Raw genomic sequence first — 16087 nt, 5'->3', positions numbered from 1 at the left:
CCCGCGCCACGCTTCGGCGTAGAGTGGGCCCATACCGAACAACCCCGGCCGCCCGGTGCGGCCGATGCCCCAGAGACACCGCCATGCAAGCCCCCAAGCCATTCGCCCTGACCCCCGGAGAGCCGGCCGGCATCGGCCCGGACCTGTGCCTGCTGCTGTCCCGCGAGGTTCAGCCGCACCCGCTGGTGGCCATCGCCAGCCGGCAGATGCTGGCCGAGCGCGCCGCCCTGCTGGGCCTGGACATCCAGTTGCTGGAGACCGGCCCTGGCCAGTGGCCACAGGCGCCCGCCCCGGCCGGAGCGCTCTACGTCTGGGACACCCCGCTGGGGGCGCCGGTGCAGGCCGGCCAGCTCGACCCGGCCAACGCCGGCTATGTGCTGCAAACCCTGACCCGCGCCGGCCAGGGCTGCCTGGACGGCACCTTCGCCGGGATGATCACCGCGCCGGTGCACAAGGGCGTGATCAATGAAGGCGGCGTGGCCTTCTCCGGGCACACCGAGTTCCTTGCCGAGCTGACGCACACCCCGCAGGTGGTGATGATGCTCGCCACCCGTGGCCTGCGCGTGGCGCTGGTGACCACCCACCTGCCGCTGCGCGAGGTGGCGGACGCCATCACCCCGGAACGCCTGGAGCGCGTCGCCCGCATCCTCCACGCCGACCTGCGCGACAAGTTCGGCCTGGCCGAGCCGCGCATCCTGGTCTGCGGCCTCAACCCCCACGCCGGCGAGGGCGGCCACCTGGGCCACGAGGAAATCGACGTCATCGAGCCCACCCTGGAGCGCCTGCGCGCCGAGGGCATGCAACTGGTCGGCCCGCTGCCGGCCGACACCCTGTTCACCCCCAAGCACCTGGAACACTGCGACGCCGTGCTGGCCATGTACCACGACCAGGGCCTGCCGGTGCTCAAGTACAAGGGCTTCGGCGCGGCGGTGAACGTCACCCTGGGCCTGCCGATCATCCGCACCTCGGTGGACCACGGCACCGCCCTGGACCTGGCCGGCACCGCCCGCATCGACGGCGGCAGCCTGCAGGTGGCGCTGGAGACGGCCTATCAGATGGCGGCCGCCGGCAGCCAGTAGCGGCAAGCGGCAAGCGGAGCTAACTGGTAAACTTTTCTCCTTTTGAACACCGCTTTGGCTCTTGCTTGTCGCTTGCAGCTTGAAGCCTGGAGCCGCCTTTATGTCCGAGCTTTTCCAACATCGCGCGCGCAAGCGCTTCGGCCAGAACTTCCTGCATGACGCCGGGGTGATCCACCGCATCCTGCGCGCCATCGCGCCCAAGGAAGGCCAGCACCTGCTGGAGATCGGCCCGGGCCAGGGCGCCCTCACCGAGGGCCTGGTGGACAGCGGCGCGCAGCTCGACGTGATCGAGCTCGACCTCGACCTGATCCCGCAGTTGAAGTGGCGCTTCGGCCTCAAGCCGAACTTCCGCCTGCACCAGGGCGACGCCCTGAAGTTCGACTTCGCCACCCTGCCCCAGGCCGGCGAGAAGCTGCGGGTGGTGGGCAACCTGCCCTACAACATCTCCACGCCGCTGATCTTCCACCTGCTGGAGCACGCCGGGATCATCCAGGACATGCACTTCATGCTGCAGAAGGAAGTGGTCGAGCGCCTGGCGGCCGAGCCCGGCGGCGGCGACTGGGGCCGGCTGTCGATCATGGTCCAGTACTTCTGCAAGGTGGACTACCTGTTCACCGTCGGCCCGGGCGCCTTCAACCCGCCGCCCAAGGTGGAATCGGCCATCGTCCGCCTGGCGCCGTACGCCGAGCTGCCGCACCCGGCCAAGGACCACCGCCTGCTCGAACGCATCGTCCGCGAAGCCTTCAACCAGCGCCGCAAGACCCTGCGCAACACCCTGCGCAGCCTGATGTCCATCGAAGACATCGAAGCCGCCGGCGTCGACCCCAGCCTGCGCCCGGAGCAGCTGGACGTGGCCGACTTCGTGCGCCTGGCCAACCGCCTGGCGGAACTGGCCCCCGAGCAGTGAAACCCTCGACGAGACGCCCGAGCCGAGCATGAGCGATCCCCGATACCAGATTTGCGTCAGCGTCACCACCCGCCACCTGCCCGAGCAATCGCAGCCGGAGCAGCAGCGCTACGTCTTCGCCTACACGGTGACCATCCACAACCAGGGCGAGCAGGCGGCCAAGCTGCTCAGCCGCCACTGGATCATCACCGACGGCGACGGCCACGTGCAGGAAGTGCGCGGCGCCGGCGTGGTGGGCGAGAAGCCGCTGATCGAGCCGGGCGCCAGCCATACCTACACCAGTGGCACCGTGCTGGCCACCAAGGTGGGCAGCATGTCCGGCAGTTACCAGATGGTCGCGGCAGATGGCCATCATTTCGACGCCGATATCCCCGTATTCCGCCTCGCCGTGCCGGGGGCGCTGCACTGATGGCCACCTACGCCGTGGGCGACCTGCAGGGTTGCCTGGAACCGCTCAAGCAGCTGCTGCAGCGCGTGGCCTTCGACCCCGCCCGCGACAAGCTGTGGCTGGTCGGCGACCTGGTCAACCGCGGCCCGCAGTCGCTGGAAACCCTGCGCTACCTCTACGCCATGCGCGATTCGGTGGTCTGCGTGCTGGGCAACCACGACCTGCACCTGCTGGCAGTGGCCTGCAACGCCGAGCGCCTGAAGAAGGCCGACACCCTGCGCGAGATCCTCGAGGCGCCGGAGCGCGACGACCTGCTCGACTGGCTGCGCAACATGCCGCTGGTGCACCACGACGCCGAGCGCGACATCACCCTGGTGCATGCCGGCATCCCGCCGCAGTGGAGCATCGAGAAGTCCCTGCAGCGCGCCGCCGAGGTGGAGGAAGCCCTGCGCGACGACCAGCGCCTGCCGCTGTTCCTCGAAGGCATGTACGGCAACGAGCCGGCCAAGTGGGACAAGAAGCTGCACGGCATCGACCGCCTGCGGGTGATCACCAACTACTTCACCCGCATGCGCTTCTGCACCCCCGACGGCAAGCTCGACCTCAAGAGCAAGGAAGGCCTGGATACCGCGCCGGAAGGCTACGCCCCCTGGTTCAGCTACCCCGAGCGCAAGGCCGCCGGGCGCAAGATCATCTTCGGCCACTGGGCGGCGCTGGAAGGCCAGTGCGACGTGCCCGGCCTCTACGCACTGGACACCGGCTGCGTGTGGGGCGGTAGCATGACCCTGCTGAACGTCGACAGTGGCGAACGCATCACCTGCAATTGCGCCGGCAACGCCGCGTGAGAGAGTAGAGAACATGAGCGAATTCAAGCGCATAGCCCCCGAACAGGCCCAGCAGCTGCGCCAGGCCGGCGCCCAGGTGGTGGACATCCGCGACCCGCAGAGCTACGCCATGGGCCACGTGAGCGGTTCCCGCCACATCGACAACTACTCGGTGGCCGACTTCATCCGCCAGGCCGACCTCGACGCCCCGCTGCTGGTGTTCTGCTACCACGGCAATTCCAGCCAGAGCGCGGCCGCCTACTTCGTCCAGCAGGGCTTCACCGACGTGTACAGCGTCGACGGCGGCTTCGAGCTGTGGCGCAGCGTCTATCCCGCGGATACCAGCAGCGGCCAGGCGGACTGAGGGGCCTGGCCGGGGTTCCACAAATAAATCTGTAACTTCTCACCCGATTCCCCTTTACAGGCCGGATAACGAACTATCCTTTTCCTCAGGCCATCCAAAAGGGGAGAGCCGGCCCACCGGCTTCCGGGAATCGGCAGTGACCATTTGGGGCGGTTCAGGGCGCAAGCCAGGTACCGTTGGAGTTCTGGGGGAAATTCGCCGGCCACGCTGGCAGCCCGTCCGCACCCACTCACACCGATCCCGTGCCGGCTCCATGCATCGAGCGAGGAGACGTCATGAGTATTTTCAGTCACTTCCAGGAACGCTTCGAAGCGACCCGCCAGGAGGAATACTCCCTGCAGGAGTACCTGGATATCTGCAAGCAGGACAAGACCGCCTATGCCACCGCGGCCGAGCGCATGCTGATGGCCATCGGCGAGCCGGAACTGCTGGATACCTCCACCGACCCACGGCTGTCGCGAATCTTTTCCAACAAGGTGATCCGCCGCTACCCGGCGTTCGCCGACTTCCACGGCATGGAAGAATGCATCGACCAGATCGTCGCCTTCTTCCGCCATGCGGCCCAGGGCCTGGAAGAGAAGAAACAGATCATCTACCTGCTGGGCCCGGTGGGCGGCGGCAAGTCGTCCCTGGCGGAAAAACTCAAGCAACTGATGGAGAAGGTGCCCTTCTACGCCATCAAGGGCTCGCCGGTGTTCGAATCGCCCCTGGGGCTGTTCAACCCCGATGAGGACGGCGCCATCCTCGAGGAAGACTACGGCATCCCGCGGCGCTACCTGCGCTCGATCATGTCGCCGTGGGCGACCAAGCGGCTCAACGAGTTCGGCGGCGACATCAGCCAGTTCCGCGTGGTCAAGCTGCACCCGTCGATCCTCAACCAGATCGCCATCGCCAAGACCGAGCCGGGGGACGAGAACAACCAGGACATCTCCGCCCTGGTGGGCAAGGTGGACATCCGCAAGCTCGAGGAGTACCCGCAGAACGACGCCGACGCCTACAGCTACTCGGGCGCGCTGTGCCGGGCCAACCAGGGCCTGATGGAATTCGTCGAGATGTTCAAGGCGCCGATCAAGGTCCTGCACCCACTGCTGACCGCCACCCAGGAGGGCAACTACAACAGCACCGAGGGCCTGGGCGGGCTGCCCTACAGCGGCATCATCCTCGCCCATTCCAACGAATCGGAGTGGCACAGCTTCCGCAACAACAAGAACAACGAGGCCTTCATCGACCGTATCTATATCGTCAAGGTCCCGTACTGCCTGCGCGTCACCGACGAGATCAAGATCTACGACAAGCTGCTGATCAACAGCTCGCTGGCCCACGCGCACTGCGCCCCGGACACCCTGAAGATGCTCTCGCAGTTCTCCGTGCTGTCGCGCCTGAAGGAGCCGGACAACTCCAACATCTACTCGAAGATGCGCGTCTACGACGGCGAGAACCTCAAGGACACCGACCCCAAGGCCAAGTCGATCCAGGAATACCGCGATGCCGCCGGGGTCGACGAGGGCATGGCCGGGCTTTCCACCCGCTTCGCCTTCAAGATCCTCTCCAAGGTGTTCAACTTCGACCCCCACGAGGTGGCGGCCAACCCGGTGCACCTGCTCTACGTGCTGGAGCAGCAGATCGAGCAGGAACAGTTCCCGCCGGAAACCCGCGAGCGCTACCTGCGCTTCATCAAGGAATACCTGGCGCCGCGCTACGTGGAGTTCATCGGCAAGGAAATCCAGACCGCGTACCTTGAGTCCTACAGCGAATACGGCCAGAACATCTTCGACCGCTACGTGCTCTACGCCGACTTCTGGATCCAGGACCAGGAATACCGCGACCCGGAAACCGGCGAAATCCTCAACCGCGCCGCCCTCAACGAGGAACTGGAGAAGATCGAGAAACCGGCCGGCATCAGCAACCCGAAGGATTTCCGCAACGAAATCGTCAACTTCGTGCTGCGCGCCCGCGCCGGCAACAACGGCAAGAACCCCAGTTGGCTGTCCTACGAGAAGCTGCGCGTGGTGATCGAGAAGAAAATGTTCTCCAACACCGAGGACCTGCTGCCGGTCATCAGCTTCAACGCCAAGGCCAGCAAGGAGGACCAGCAGAAACACAACGACTTCGTCCGGCGCATGGTCGAGCGCGGCTACACCGAGAAACAGGTACGCCTGCTGTCGGAATGGTATCTGCGGGTACGTAAGTCGCAGTAAAAGCAGCCACAAGCGCCAAGCTTCAAGCTGCAAGTCAAGGCAAAGAGCCCAGCTGCTCTTGCTTGAAGCTTGCCGCTTGGAGCTTGGAGCTGGCCCGGAGGGCCCTATGAGCTATGTCATCGACCGGCGTCTGAACGGCAAGAACAAGAGCACGGTGAACCGCCAGCGCTTCCTGCGGCGTTACCGTGAGCACATCAAGAAGGCGGTCGAGGAGGCCGTCAGCCGGCGTTCCATCACCGACATGGAGCACGGCGAGCAGATCAGCATCCCCGGCCGCGACATCGACGAACCCATCCTGCACCATGGCCGTGGCGGGCGGCAGACCATCGTCCACCCGGGCAACAAGGAATTCACCACCGGCGAGCACATCGCCCGTCCCCAGGGCGGCGGCGGTGGCCGTGGCGGCGGCAAGGCCAGCAACCAGGGCGAGGGGATGGACGACTTCGTCTTCCAGATCACCCAGGAGGAATTCCTCGACTTCATGTTCGAGGACCTGGAGCTGCCCAACCTGGTCAAGCGCCACATCACCGGCAGCGACACCTTCAAGACCGTGCGCGCCGGCATCAGCAACGACGGCAACCCCTCGCGCATCAACATCGTCCGCACCCTGCGCTCGGCCCACGCCCGGCGCATCGCCCTGACCGGCTCCACCCGCGGCAAGCTGCGCGCCGCCGTGGCCGAGCTGGAACGGCTCAAGCGCGAGGAACCGGACAACCTCGGCGACATCCAGGACCTGGAGCAGGAAATCGCCCGCCTGCGCGCGCGCATCGAGCGCGTGCCCTTCCTGGACACCTTCGACCTCAAGTACAACCTGCTGATCAAGCAGCCCAACCCCACCTCCCAGGCGGTGATGTTCTGCCTGATGGACGTGTCCGGCTCCATGACCCAGGCGACCAAGGACATCGCCAAGCGCTTCTTCATCCTCCTGTACCTGTTCCTCAAGCGGAACTACGAGAAGATCGAGGTGGTGTTCATCCGCCACCACACCAGCGCCCGCGAGGTGGACGAGGAAGAGTTCTTCTACTCCCGGGAAACCGGCGGCACCATCGTCTCCAGCGCGCTGAAGATGATGCAGGAGATCATGGCCGAGCGTTACCCCACCCACGAGTGGAACATCTACGCGGCCCAGGCCTCGGACGGCGACAACTGGAACGACGATTCGCCCGTCTGCCGCGATATCCTGATGAAACAGATCATGCCGTTCGTGCAGTACTACACCTACGTCGAGATCACCCCGCGCGAGCACCAGGCGCTGTGGTTCGAGTACGAACGGGTGCGCGAAGCCTTCGAAGACAGCTTCGCCCAGCAGCAGATCGTCTCCGCCGCGGACATCTACCCGGTGTTCCGCGAACTGTTCCAGAGGAGGCTAGTCGCATGAGCAAGCGCCAGCCCATCGCCACCGGGTCGGAATGGACCTTCGACCTGATCCGCCAGTACGACCGGGAGATCAGCCGTATCGCCGAGCGCTACGCGCTGGACACCTACCCCAACCAGATCGAGGTCATCACCGCCGAGCAGATGATGGACGCCTACGCCTCGGTCGGCATGCCCATCGGCTATAACCACTGGTCCTATGGCAAGCATTTCCTCAGCACGGAAAAGAACTACAAGCGCGGGCAGATGGGCCTGGCCTACGAGATCGTCATCAACTCCGACCCCTGCATCGCCTACCTGATGGAGGAGAACACCCAGTGCATGCAGGCGCTGGTGATCGCCCACGCCTGCTACGGGCACAACAGCTTCTTCAAGGGCAACTACCTGTTCCGCACCTGGACCGACGCCAGCTCCATCATCGACTACCTGGTGTTCGCCAAGCAGTACATCATGCAGTGCGAGGAGCGCTACGGCATCGACGCGGTGGAAGACCTGCTGGACTCCTGCCACGCCCTGATGAACTACGGCGTCGACCGCTACAAGCGGCCCTACCCGATCTCCGCCGAGGAAGAGCGGCAGCGCCAGAAGGAACGCGAGGAACTCATCCAGCGCCAGGTCAACGACCTGTGGCGGACCATCCCGCGCGCCGCCGGCAAGGACAAGGAACAGGAACTGGCGCGCTACCCCAGCGAGCCGCAGGAGAACATCCTCTACTTCATCGAGAAGAACGCCCCGCTGCTGGAGCCCTGGCAGCGCGAGGTGGTGCGCATCGTGCGCAAGGTGGCGCAGTACTTCTACCCGCAGCGCCAGACCCAGGTGATGAACGAAGGCTGGGCGACCTTCTGGCACTACACCCTGATCAACGACCTCTACGACGAGGGCCTGGTCACCGACGGCTTCATGATGGAGTTCCTCCAGTACCACACCAGCGTGGTCTACCAGCCCGGCTTCGACAGCCCCTACTACAGCGGCATCAACCCCTATGCCCTGGGCTTCGCCATGTACCGCGACATCCGCCGCATCTGCGAGGAACCCACCGAGGAAGACCGCCGCTGGTTCCCGGACATCGCCGGCAGCGACTGGCTGGCCACCCTGAAGTTCGCCATGAAGAGCTTCAAGGACGAGAGCTTCGTGCTGCAGTTCCTCTCGCCCAAGGTGATCCGCGAGTTCAAGCTGTTCAGCATCCTCGACGACGACCAGAAGGACGACCTGCTGGTCGACGCCATCCACGACGACGACGGCTACCGCAAGATCCGCGAGACCCTCGCGGCGCAGTACAACCTGGGCAACCGCGAGCCCAACGTGCAGATCTGGAACGTCGACCGCCGCGGCGACCGCTCCCTGACCCTGCGCCACCAGCAGCACGACCGCCAGCCGCTGGGCGAGTCCACCGAGGACGTGATGAAGCACCTGCACCGCCTGTGGGGCTTCGACATCCACCTGGAAACCCTCAACGGCGAGCAGGTCGTGCAGACCCACCACATGCCCCCAAAGGGTGAACGCGAGAACGAGGACGGCTACCCGCGGCTGGACCTGATCATCCCGCCCATTTGATCGGTTGACCGCCCCCGGGGCAGGACCGAGCATGGCGCCAAGCCCAGCCGAGGTCGCCATGCGTCTCTTCGCCATCCTCCTGCTCTGCCTCGCTCTCGCGACCTGCACCACGCAGATCCCCCAGGCCCGGGTGACCCAGGCGGCGGACAGTCGCCTGGCCGGCCTGCAGGCCTTCCAGCTGATGCCCCCGGAAAACGCCGTCGACGCCCTGCCCTACGCCAGCCGCTACCCGCTGATCAACGCCTGGCTGCGCCAGGGCCTGGAGCAGCGCGGCTACCGCGAGGCCGGCAGCGCGCAACTGCGCGTCTACTACTGGCTGGCCCTGCGCGACGCGCCGCTGGAATTCAAGGTCGACGTGCCGCCGCCCCAGGCCCTGGGGCCCTACCTCGCCATCCACCGCCTGCGCGACGAGACCGGCACCCTGCGCGTGCGCCTGACCGACCTGCGCGACCAGGTGCTCTGGGAAGGCACCGTCAGCACCGGCCTGAGCCCGGCCCACGCCAGCAGCGACCTGCTGCGCCACGCGGTGGAGGCGTTGGTCGAGCAGATTCCCCAAGCCACTCCGTAGGAGCGGACCTTGTCCGCGATAGCCGGAGGTTCCGGCGCGATTCGCGGATGAGATCCGCTCCTACGCCCCACCCACGCAATTCCCTGTAGGAGCGGGCCCTGCCCGCGATTCGCGCGCAGGGCGCGCTCCTACAGGCTTGCCCCCTGCGTTACGAAGCCCGAAGCTATCCCCCTGACAGGAGAAAGCTTCATGCAGATCTACAAGGTAGGCGGCGCCGTGCGTGACCGTCTGCTCGGCCAGCCGGTCAGCGATACCGACTGGGTCGTGGTCGGCGCCAGCGCCGAAGACATGCTCGAGAAGGGCTACCGCCCGGTGGGCGCCGACTTCCCGGTGTTCCTCCACCCGCAGACCGGCGAGGAATACGCCCTGGCTCGCACCGAGCGCAAGAGCGGCCGCGGCTACGGCGGCTTCACCTTCTACGCCAGCCCCGACGTGACTCTGGAAGAAGACCTGGTACGCCGTGACCTCACCATCAACGCCATGGCCGAGGACGATAACGGCCGGCTGGTCGACCCCTACGGCGGCCAGCGCGACCTCGAGGCCCGCCTGCTGCGCCACGTCTCCCCGGCCTTCGTCGAGGACCCGCTGCGGGTGCTGCGCGTGGCCCGCTTCGCCGCGCGCTTCGCGCCGCTGGGCTTCAGGGTCGCCGACGAGACCCTGGCGCTGATGCGCGAGCTGTCCGAATCCGGCGAGCTGCAAGCGCTGACGCCCGAACGCAGCTGGAAGGAAATCTCCCGCGCCCTGATGGAAGCCCGGCCCGACGTATTCGTCCAGGTGCTGCGCGACTGCGGCGCCCTGGCCGTGCTGATGCCCGAGGTCGACGCCCTGTTCGGCGTGCCGCAGCCCGCGCAGCACCACCCGGAAATCGATACCGGCGAGCACCTGCTGGCCGTGCTGCGCCAGTGCGCCGGGCACCGCCAGCCACTGACGGTGCGCTGGGCCTGCCTGCTCCACGACCTGGGCAAGGCGCGAACCCGCCAGGAGGACTGGCCGCGGCACATCGCCCACGAACACCTGGGCCTGCCGCTGATCGACGCGGTCAATGCCCGCTTCAAGGTGCCACGCGACTGCCAGGAACTGGCGCGCCTGGTCGGCGAGTACCACACCCACGCCCACCGCGCCCTGGAACTGCGGCCGAACACCCTGCTGGAGCTGTTGCAGGCCTTCGACGTCTACCGCCGGCCACAGCGCTTCGAGGAATTCATCGCCGCCAGCGAAATGGACGCCCGCGGCCGCCACGGCCTGGAAAAGCGCGCTTATCCACAGGCCGACTACCTGCGCGGCGCAGCCAAGGCGGCCCGCGAAGTGGCGGTGCAACCGCTGCTGGAGAAAGGTTTCAAAGGCGCGGAACTGGGCGAAGCGCTCAAGCGCGAGCGTCTGAAGGCGCTCAAGGCCTACAAGACCGCACACGCCCCGCAGGCAGACCTGTAGAACAGATATGCCCAGGGTTCGCGAGCAAGCTCGCTCCTACGAAAAGCAGGCGGCCCCAGACCACCGGATGGCCGCCCTACGGATCAGGCCGCCGGATGCGCCGCGATCAGCGCCGCCGGCGTCAACTCGGTGCCGCGCCACTGGAAAGGCACCGGCCACAGGCGCTGGTCGATGTCCGCCTCGGCCCAGAGGCTGGCGAAGTCACGGCCGGCCCCCGGGTGCAGCACCTGCGGCGCCAGCAATGCCAGGGGCCAGAGCACGAAGGCGTTCTTCAACACCTCGGCGCGCGGCAGCACCAGGCCGTCGAACTCGCCGTGCAGGTCGCCGTAGAGCAGCACGTCGATGTCCAGCGGCAGGCCCTTGCGTTCCGGCGCATAGCGGCCGTTGTCGGCCTCGATGTGCTTCAGCCGCAGGCTCAGCTCGGCCAGCGGCAGCTCGGTCTCGCCGCTCACCACCAGGTTGATGAAGGGGCCGCTGCGGATGCCCACCGGCTCGCTTTCGAACACCGGCGAGCAACGCAGGTCGCGGACGAAGCCGGTGAGCGCCTCGAGCCCGGCGTGCAGATGGCGCTCGCGCTCGATGTTGCTCCCCAGGCCGAGGAAGACAGTGGTCAGCGGCATCCGCGTTCGATCTCCACGCCAACGCCGGCGGCAGCGGCGACCGCACCCGGCTTGGTCACCCGCAGGCGCAGCCACTGGATGCCGAATTCGGCCATCAGCAGCGCGGCCAGGCGCTCGGCGAAGGTTTCCACCAGCTGGAAATGCGCATCGCGGGCGAACTCGCCGATGCGCTCGGAAAGCACCGCATAGTCCAGCGCCTTGGCGATGTCGTCATCGGCCGCCGCCGGGCGGATGTCCCAGCCCAGGTCCAGGTCCAGGCGCAGGCACTGGCGTATCCCCCGCTCCCAGTCGTAGACGCCGATCACGGTGTCGACTTCCAGGCCCTCGATAAAAACTCTGTCCACTTGCTACTGCTCCAAGGCCAGTGCACGACAAGCGTACGCCACCCCGCTAGAATCGGGGACAGTCTCGTCCCCGGTGGAAACCATGGTCTGGCTCTTGGCGATCCTCGCCTACCTGCTCGGCTCGCTGTCCTTCGCGGTACTCCTCAGTCGCCTGTTCGGCACCGCCGACCCGCGCGCCGGCGGCTCCGGCAACCCCGGCGCCACCAACATGCTGCGCCTGGCCGGGAAAAAGGCCGCCATCCTCACCCTCGTCGGCGACCTGGCCAAGGGCCTGGTACCGGTGCTCGTCGCCCGCCTGTTCGGCCTGGGCGCGATGCAGGAGGCCTGGGTCGGCGTGGCGGCGGTGATCGGCCACCTCTACCCGCTGTACTTCAACTTCCGTGGCGGCAAGGGCGTGGCCACCGCCGCCGGCATGCTCCTGGCGCTCTACCCGCCGGCCGCGCTGCTCGCTGCAGTGGCCTGGCTACTCACCTTCAAGCTCTCCCGCACCAGCTCGCTGGCCTCGCTGGTCGCCACCCCGCTCACCCTGCCGCTGCTGGCCTGGCAACTGCCGGCGGCGCTGCTGCCGATGACCTTCCTCACCGGGCTCATCGTCTGGCGCCACCGCGGCAACCTGCGCGACCTGCTGGCCGGGCGCGAGAGGCATTTCTAGGGCGTAGAGCTTCAAGCGACAAGCTGTAAGCTGCAAGCGAAAAGTGGCACCACGCCGCTTGCAGCTTACAGCTCGTCGCTTTCGGCTCACCGTCGTCAGACGGCTGGCAACGACTCCATCGGCCAGCGCGCGCGCACGTCGATGGCCGGGCCGTCGTGCTGGCCGGCCAGCAGGCGCTGGCAGCCGGCGTAGGCGATCATCGCGCCATTGTCGGTGCAGAACCGTGGGCGGGCGTAGAACACCTGGCCGCGGAGTTCGCCGAGCATCTTCTGCAGGTGCTCGCGCAGGGCGCGGTTGGCGCTGACCCCACCGGCGATCACCAGGTTCTTCAGGCCGGTCTGCTTGAGGGCGCGGCGGCACTTGATGGTCAGCGTCTCGACCACCGCCTGCTGGAAGGCCAGGGCGATGTCGCAGTGCGTCTGCTCGCCGTCGTCGCCCGCCTCGCGGCAGCGCTGCCAGGTGTTCAGGGCGAAGGTCTTCAGGCCGCTGAAGCTGAAGTCCAGGCCGGGGCGGTCGGTCATCGGCCGCGGGAAGACGAAGCGCCCCGGGGTGCCTTTCTCCGCCAGGCGGGCGATCTCCGGGCCACCGGGGTAGCCCAGGCCGAGCAGCTTGGCGGTCTTGTCGAAGGCCTCGCCGGCGGCATCGTCCAGGGATTCGCCGAGCAGTTGGTAGCGGCCGATGCCGTCCACCCGCACCAGTTGGGTGTGGCCGCCGGAGACCAGCAGGGCGACGAACGGGAACTGCGGCGGCTGCTCTTCCAGCATGGGCGCCAGCAGGTGGCCTTCCATGTGGTGCACGCCGACCGCCGGTATGCCCCAGGCGAACGCCAGGGCCTGGGCGCAGGAGGCGCCGACCAGCAGCGCGCCCACCAGGCCGGGGCCGGCGGTGTAGGCGATGGCGTCGATGTCGCCGCTCTGGCAGCCGGCCTCGTCGAGCACCTGGCGGATCAGCGGCAGCATGCGCTTGACGTGGTCGCGCGAGGCCAGCTCGGGCACGACGCCGCCGTAGACGCGATGCAGATCGATCTGACTGAACAGCGCATCGGCCAGCAGGCCGCGCTCGCTGTCGTAGAGAGCGACGCCGGTTTCGTCGCAGGAGGTTTCCAACCCCAGCACACGCATGGGTTCGAGCCTTCAACTCTGGGCAAATGGGAAGCGGCGCATGATAATCGCCCGCTGCGGGTACCGACCAGCGTTTTTCGATCGGAGGCTTTGCATTCCTGAGCCCGAACCGTTAATATCCGCAACCCTTGAAAACCGCCGTCTCCAGTGCCTACTGCCAGGAGCGCGATAAATCCCCGGTAATCATTGAAGGTACGACCTGGATGCCCGCCGTCAAAGTTAAAGAGAACGAACCCTTCGACGTAGCCCTGCGTCGTTTCAAGCGCTCCTGCGAAAAAGCCGGTGTACTGGCTGAAGTCCGTAGCCGCGAGTTCTACGAAAAGCCCACCGCCGAGCGCAAGCGCAAGGCCGCTGCCGCCGTCAAGCGTCACGCCAAGAAAGTGCAGCGCGAACAGCGCCGCCGCGAGCGCCTGTACTGAGTTCGACTCAGCCGCACGCTCTGCACATCGCCCGGCCCACTCGCCGGGCGAGTGCCTGAAAGGCTACACCGCACTCCGATTCGCGCCTGGCGAAGCTCGGAGTTTTTTGCTTTTCACGCCCCATGAAATGTCATACTCCAAGCCAGCCTTGGGTGTATGCCTGGGTCCATCCTGCGTCCCGACGAGTCTATGGCCGGCCTGATTCCGCAATCCTTCATCGATGACCTGCTCAACCGCACCGACATCCTCGATGTGGTGGGTTCGCGCATCCAGCTGAAGAAGACCGGCAAGAACTACAGCGCCTGCTGCCCCTTCCACAAGGAGAAGACACCCTCCTTCACGGTCAGCCCCGACAAGCAGTTCTACTACTGCTTCGGCTGCGGCGCCGGCGGCAATGCGCTGGGCTTCATCATGGACCACGACAACCTGGACTTCATCCAGGCCGTCGAGGACCTGGCCAAGCGCGCCGGCATGGACGTGCCCCGCGAGGAAGGCCGGCGCGGCAAGCCGCGGCAGCCCACCGACTCGCCGCTGTACCCGCTGCTGAGCGCCGCCGCCGACTACTACCGCCAGGCGCTGAAGAGCCACCCGGCGCGCAAGGCCGCGGTGGAATACCTCAAGGGCCGCGGCCTGACCGGCGAGATCGCCCGCGACTTCGGCCTGGGCTTCGCCCCGCCGGGCTGGGACAACCTGTTCAAGCACCTGGGCGGCGACAACCTGCAGCTCAAGGCCATGCTCGACGCCGGCCTGCTGGTGGAGAACCCCGACAGCGGCAAGCGCTACGACCGCTTCCGCGACCGGGTGATCTTCCCCATCCGCGACAGCCGCGGGCGGGTGATCGCCTTCGGCGGCCGGGTGCTGGGCGACGACAAGCCCAAGTACCTGAACTCCCCGGAAACCCCGGTGTTCCACAAGGGCCAGGAGCTCTACGGGCTGTTCGAGGCGCGCAAGAACAACCGCGATCTCGACGAGATCATGGTGGTGGAAGGCTACATGGACGTGATCGCCCTGGCGCAACAGGGCATCCGCAACGCCGTGGCCACCCTCGGCACCGCCACCAGCGAGGAACACATCAAGCGCCTGTTCCGCCTGGTGCCGAACATCCTGTTCTGCTTCGATGGCGACCAGGCCGGGCGCAAGGCCGCCTGGCGCGCCCTGGAATCGGCCCTGCCGAACCTGCAGGACGGCCGCAAGATCCGCTTCCTGTTCCTCCCCGAGGGCGAGGACCCGGACAGCCTGGTCCGCGCCGAAGGCCCGGACGCCTTCCGCGCGCGCCTGACCCACCAGGCCCAGCCGCTGGCCGACTACTTCTTCCAGCAGCTGATGCAGGAAGCCGACCCCAGCACCCTGGAAGGCAAGGCGCACCTGGCGACCCTGGCCGGCCCGCTGCTGGAGAAGATACCCGGCAACACCCTGCGCCTGCTGATGCGCCAGCGCCTGGGCCAGATCACCGGCCTGAGCGGCGAGGCGCTGAACCAGCTGAACGCGCCGCGCGCCAGCGGCGGCCAGGGGCACGGCCAGGCCACGCCGAACGCCGCCCAGGACAGCCACGCGCACGAATACAGCGACTACGATGCAGGCCACTTCGCCGATCACGGCGAGCCCAGCTACCAGGACAGCGCCAGCTATTTCGAGGCGCCGTCGGACTTCAGCGGCGGCAAACCGGGCAAGAAGCCCTGGAAAGGCGAGCGCAAATGGGACGGCAAAGGTGGCAAGGGCGGCAAGCGCGGCGACTTCGCCCCGCGCCAGCCGCGCACCGAGATCAGCGTCGAATCCCCCACCCTGACCGCGCTGCGCACCCTGCTGCACCACCCGCAACTGGCGCAGAAGGTCGAGGACGCCAGCCATTTCGCCAACGAAGGGCAGACCTACTCGCAGTTGCTGGCGGCGCTCGTCGAGGCGCTGCAGAAGAACCCGAAGCAGCGCTCGATGCAACTGATCGCGCGCTGGCACGGCACCCCGCAAGGGCGCCTGCTGCAGGCCCTGGCGGAAAAGGAATGGCTGATCGACCAGGGCAATCTTGAAAAGCAGTTCTGCGACACCATTACTACACTTGCACACAGCCAACTGCACAACAGCCGCGAGGCGCGGCTGCGCAGCGTGATGCAGAAGAGCCCCAGTGAACTGACCGACGAAGAGAAAGCTCTATTGAGGGAACACTTCAGCAACGCCTCTTCACCAGGCCCCCAGAGCTGAACTGGCGCCTGAAGCCTCGAATCTGGTATAATCCTCGGCTTATTTCAG

16 protein-coding genes are annotated in these 16087 nt (G+C 66.7%); 13 read left to right on the top strand and 3 right to left on the bottom strand.

What is annotated here, in order from left to right; all coding sequences use genetic code 11:
• Window positions 1–83 precede the first annotated feature (83 nt).
• From pdxA to CHC02_RS18775, 10 genes are all read left to right on the top strand, one after another.
• Window positions 84–1079, top strand: a complete 996-nt coding sequence (gene pdxA, locus CHC02_RS18820; RefSeq protein WP_089392968.1) for a 4-hydroxythreonine-4-phosphate dehydrogenase PdxA — start codon at window positions 84–86, stop codon at window positions 1077–1079.
• Between the two features lie 100 nt (window positions 1080–1179).
• Window positions 1180–1986 (top strand): 16S rRNA (adenine(1518)-N(6)/adenine(1519)-N(6))-dimethyltransferase RsmA, encoded by an 807-nt coding sequence (rsmA, locus tag CHC02_RS18815; protein ID WP_089392967.1) that lies wholly within the window; start codon window positions 1180–1182, stop codon window positions 1984–1986.
• Window positions 1987–2014: 28 nt separating this feature from the next.
• Complete coding sequence (apaG, locus tag CHC02_RS18810) at window positions 2015–2395, top strand: Co2+/Mg2+ efflux protein ApaG (protein ID WP_089392966.1); 381 nt, start codon at window positions 2015–2017, stop codon at window positions 2393–2395.
• Entirely contained in the window at window positions 2395–3219 is an 825-nt protein-coding gene (locus CHC02_RS18805; RefSeq protein ID WP_089392965.1) for a symmetrical bis(5'-nucleosyl)-tetraphosphatase, read from the top strand. The genes apaG and CHC02_RS18805 overlap by 1 nt, the downstream gene beginning before the upstream one ends.
• Before the next feature lie 13 nt (window positions 3220–3232).
• On the top strand, window positions 3233–3562 hold the full coding sequence (glpE, locus tag CHC02_RS18800) for a thiosulfate sulfurtransferase GlpE (protein WP_089392964.1): 330 nt from the start codon (window positions 3233–3235) through the stop codon (window positions 3560–3562).
• Between the two features lie 275 nt (window positions 3563–3837).
• Window positions 3838–5760 (top strand): PrkA family serine protein kinase, encoded by a 1923-nt coding sequence (locus CHC02_RS18795; RefSeq protein WP_009615576.1) that lies wholly within the window; start codon window positions 3838–3840, stop codon window positions 5758–5760.
• Window positions 5761–5866: 106 nt separating this feature from the next.
• Window positions 5867–7138, top strand: a complete 1272-nt coding sequence (locus CHC02_RS18790) for a YeaH/YhbH family protein (RefSeq protein ID WP_089392963.1) — start codon at window positions 5867–5869, stop codon at window positions 7136–7138.
• Window positions 7135–8688: a SpoVR family protein gene (locus CHC02_RS18785; protein ID WP_009615572.1), complete on the top strand. Its 1554-nt coding sequence runs from the start codon at window positions 7135–7137 to the stop codon at window positions 8686–8688. The genes CHC02_RS18790 and CHC02_RS18785 overlap by 4 nt, the downstream gene beginning before the upstream one ends.
• Before the next feature lie 58 nt (window positions 8689–8746).
• Window positions 8747–9256: a DUF4136 domain-containing protein gene (locus CHC02_RS18780; RefSeq protein ID WP_089392962.1), complete on the top strand. Its 510-nt coding sequence runs from the start codon at window positions 8747–8749 to the stop codon at window positions 9254–9256.
• 189 nt (window positions 9257–9445) lie between these two features.
• A complete protein-coding gene (locus CHC02_RS18775; protein ID WP_089392961.1) occupies window positions 9446–10687 on the top strand; it encodes a multifunctional CCA addition/repair protein in 1242 nt (413 codons plus the stop codon).
• An 83-nt stretch (window positions 10688–10770) separates the two neighbouring features.
• On the opposite strand, the gene folK is transcribed toward CHC02_RS18775, so the two are convergent.
• A complete protein-coding gene (folK, locus tag CHC02_RS18770) occupies window positions 10771–11307 on the bottom strand; it encodes a 2-amino-4-hydroxy-6-hydroxymethyldihydropteridine diphosphokinase (RefSeq protein WP_089392960.1) in 537 nt (178 codons plus the stop codon).
• Complete coding sequence (folB, locus tag CHC02_RS18765; RefSeq protein WP_089392959.1) at window positions 11298–11651, bottom strand: dihydroneopterin aldolase; 354 nt, start codon at window positions 11649–11651, stop codon at window positions 11298–11300. The genes folK and folB overlap by 10 nt, the downstream gene beginning before the upstream one ends.
• Window positions 11652–11733: 82 nt before the next feature.
• Here folB and plsY point away from each other — a divergent pair, with 82 nt between their 5' ends.
• Window positions 11734–12303, top strand: coding sequence for a glycerol-3-phosphate 1-O-acyltransferase PlsY (gene plsY, locus CHC02_RS18760; protein WP_089392958.1), 570 nt, complete (start codon window positions 11734–11736; stop codon window positions 12301–12303).
• Between the two features lie 95 nt (window positions 12304–12398).
• On the opposite strand, the gene tsaD is transcribed toward plsY, so the two are convergent.
• Complete coding sequence (gene tsaD / locus CHC02_RS18755; protein ID WP_089392957.1) at window positions 12399–13424, bottom strand: tRNA (adenosine(37)-N6)-threonylcarbamoyltransferase complex transferase subunit TsaD; 1026 nt, start codon at window positions 13422–13424, stop codon at window positions 12399–12401.
• 203 nt (window positions 13425–13627) lie between these two features.
• Between tsaD and rpsU the strand changes: the two genes are divergently transcribed.
• On the top strand, window positions 13628–13843 hold the full coding sequence (rpsU, locus tag CHC02_RS18750) for a 30S ribosomal protein S21 (RefSeq protein WP_003085057.1): 216 nt from the start codon (window positions 13628–13630) through the stop codon (window positions 13841–13843).
• 189 nt (window positions 13844–14032) lie between these two features.
• Window positions 14033–16039 (top strand): DNA primase, encoded by a 2007-nt coding sequence (gene dnaG / locus CHC02_RS18745; protein WP_089392956.1) that lies wholly within the window; start codon window positions 14033–14035, stop codon window positions 16037–16039.
• The last annotated feature ends 48 nt before the right edge of the window (window positions 16040–16087 follow it).

Origin of the sequence: Pseudomonas delhiensis, assembly GCF_900187975.1 — a bacterium.
Classification (GTDB): Bacteria; Pseudomonadota; Gammaproteobacteria; order Pseudomonadales; family Pseudomonadaceae; genus Pseudomonas; species Pseudomonas delhiensis.
Note: the sequence above shows the minus strand (reverse complement) of the source record. Positions and strands in the feature narration are given on the sequence as shown.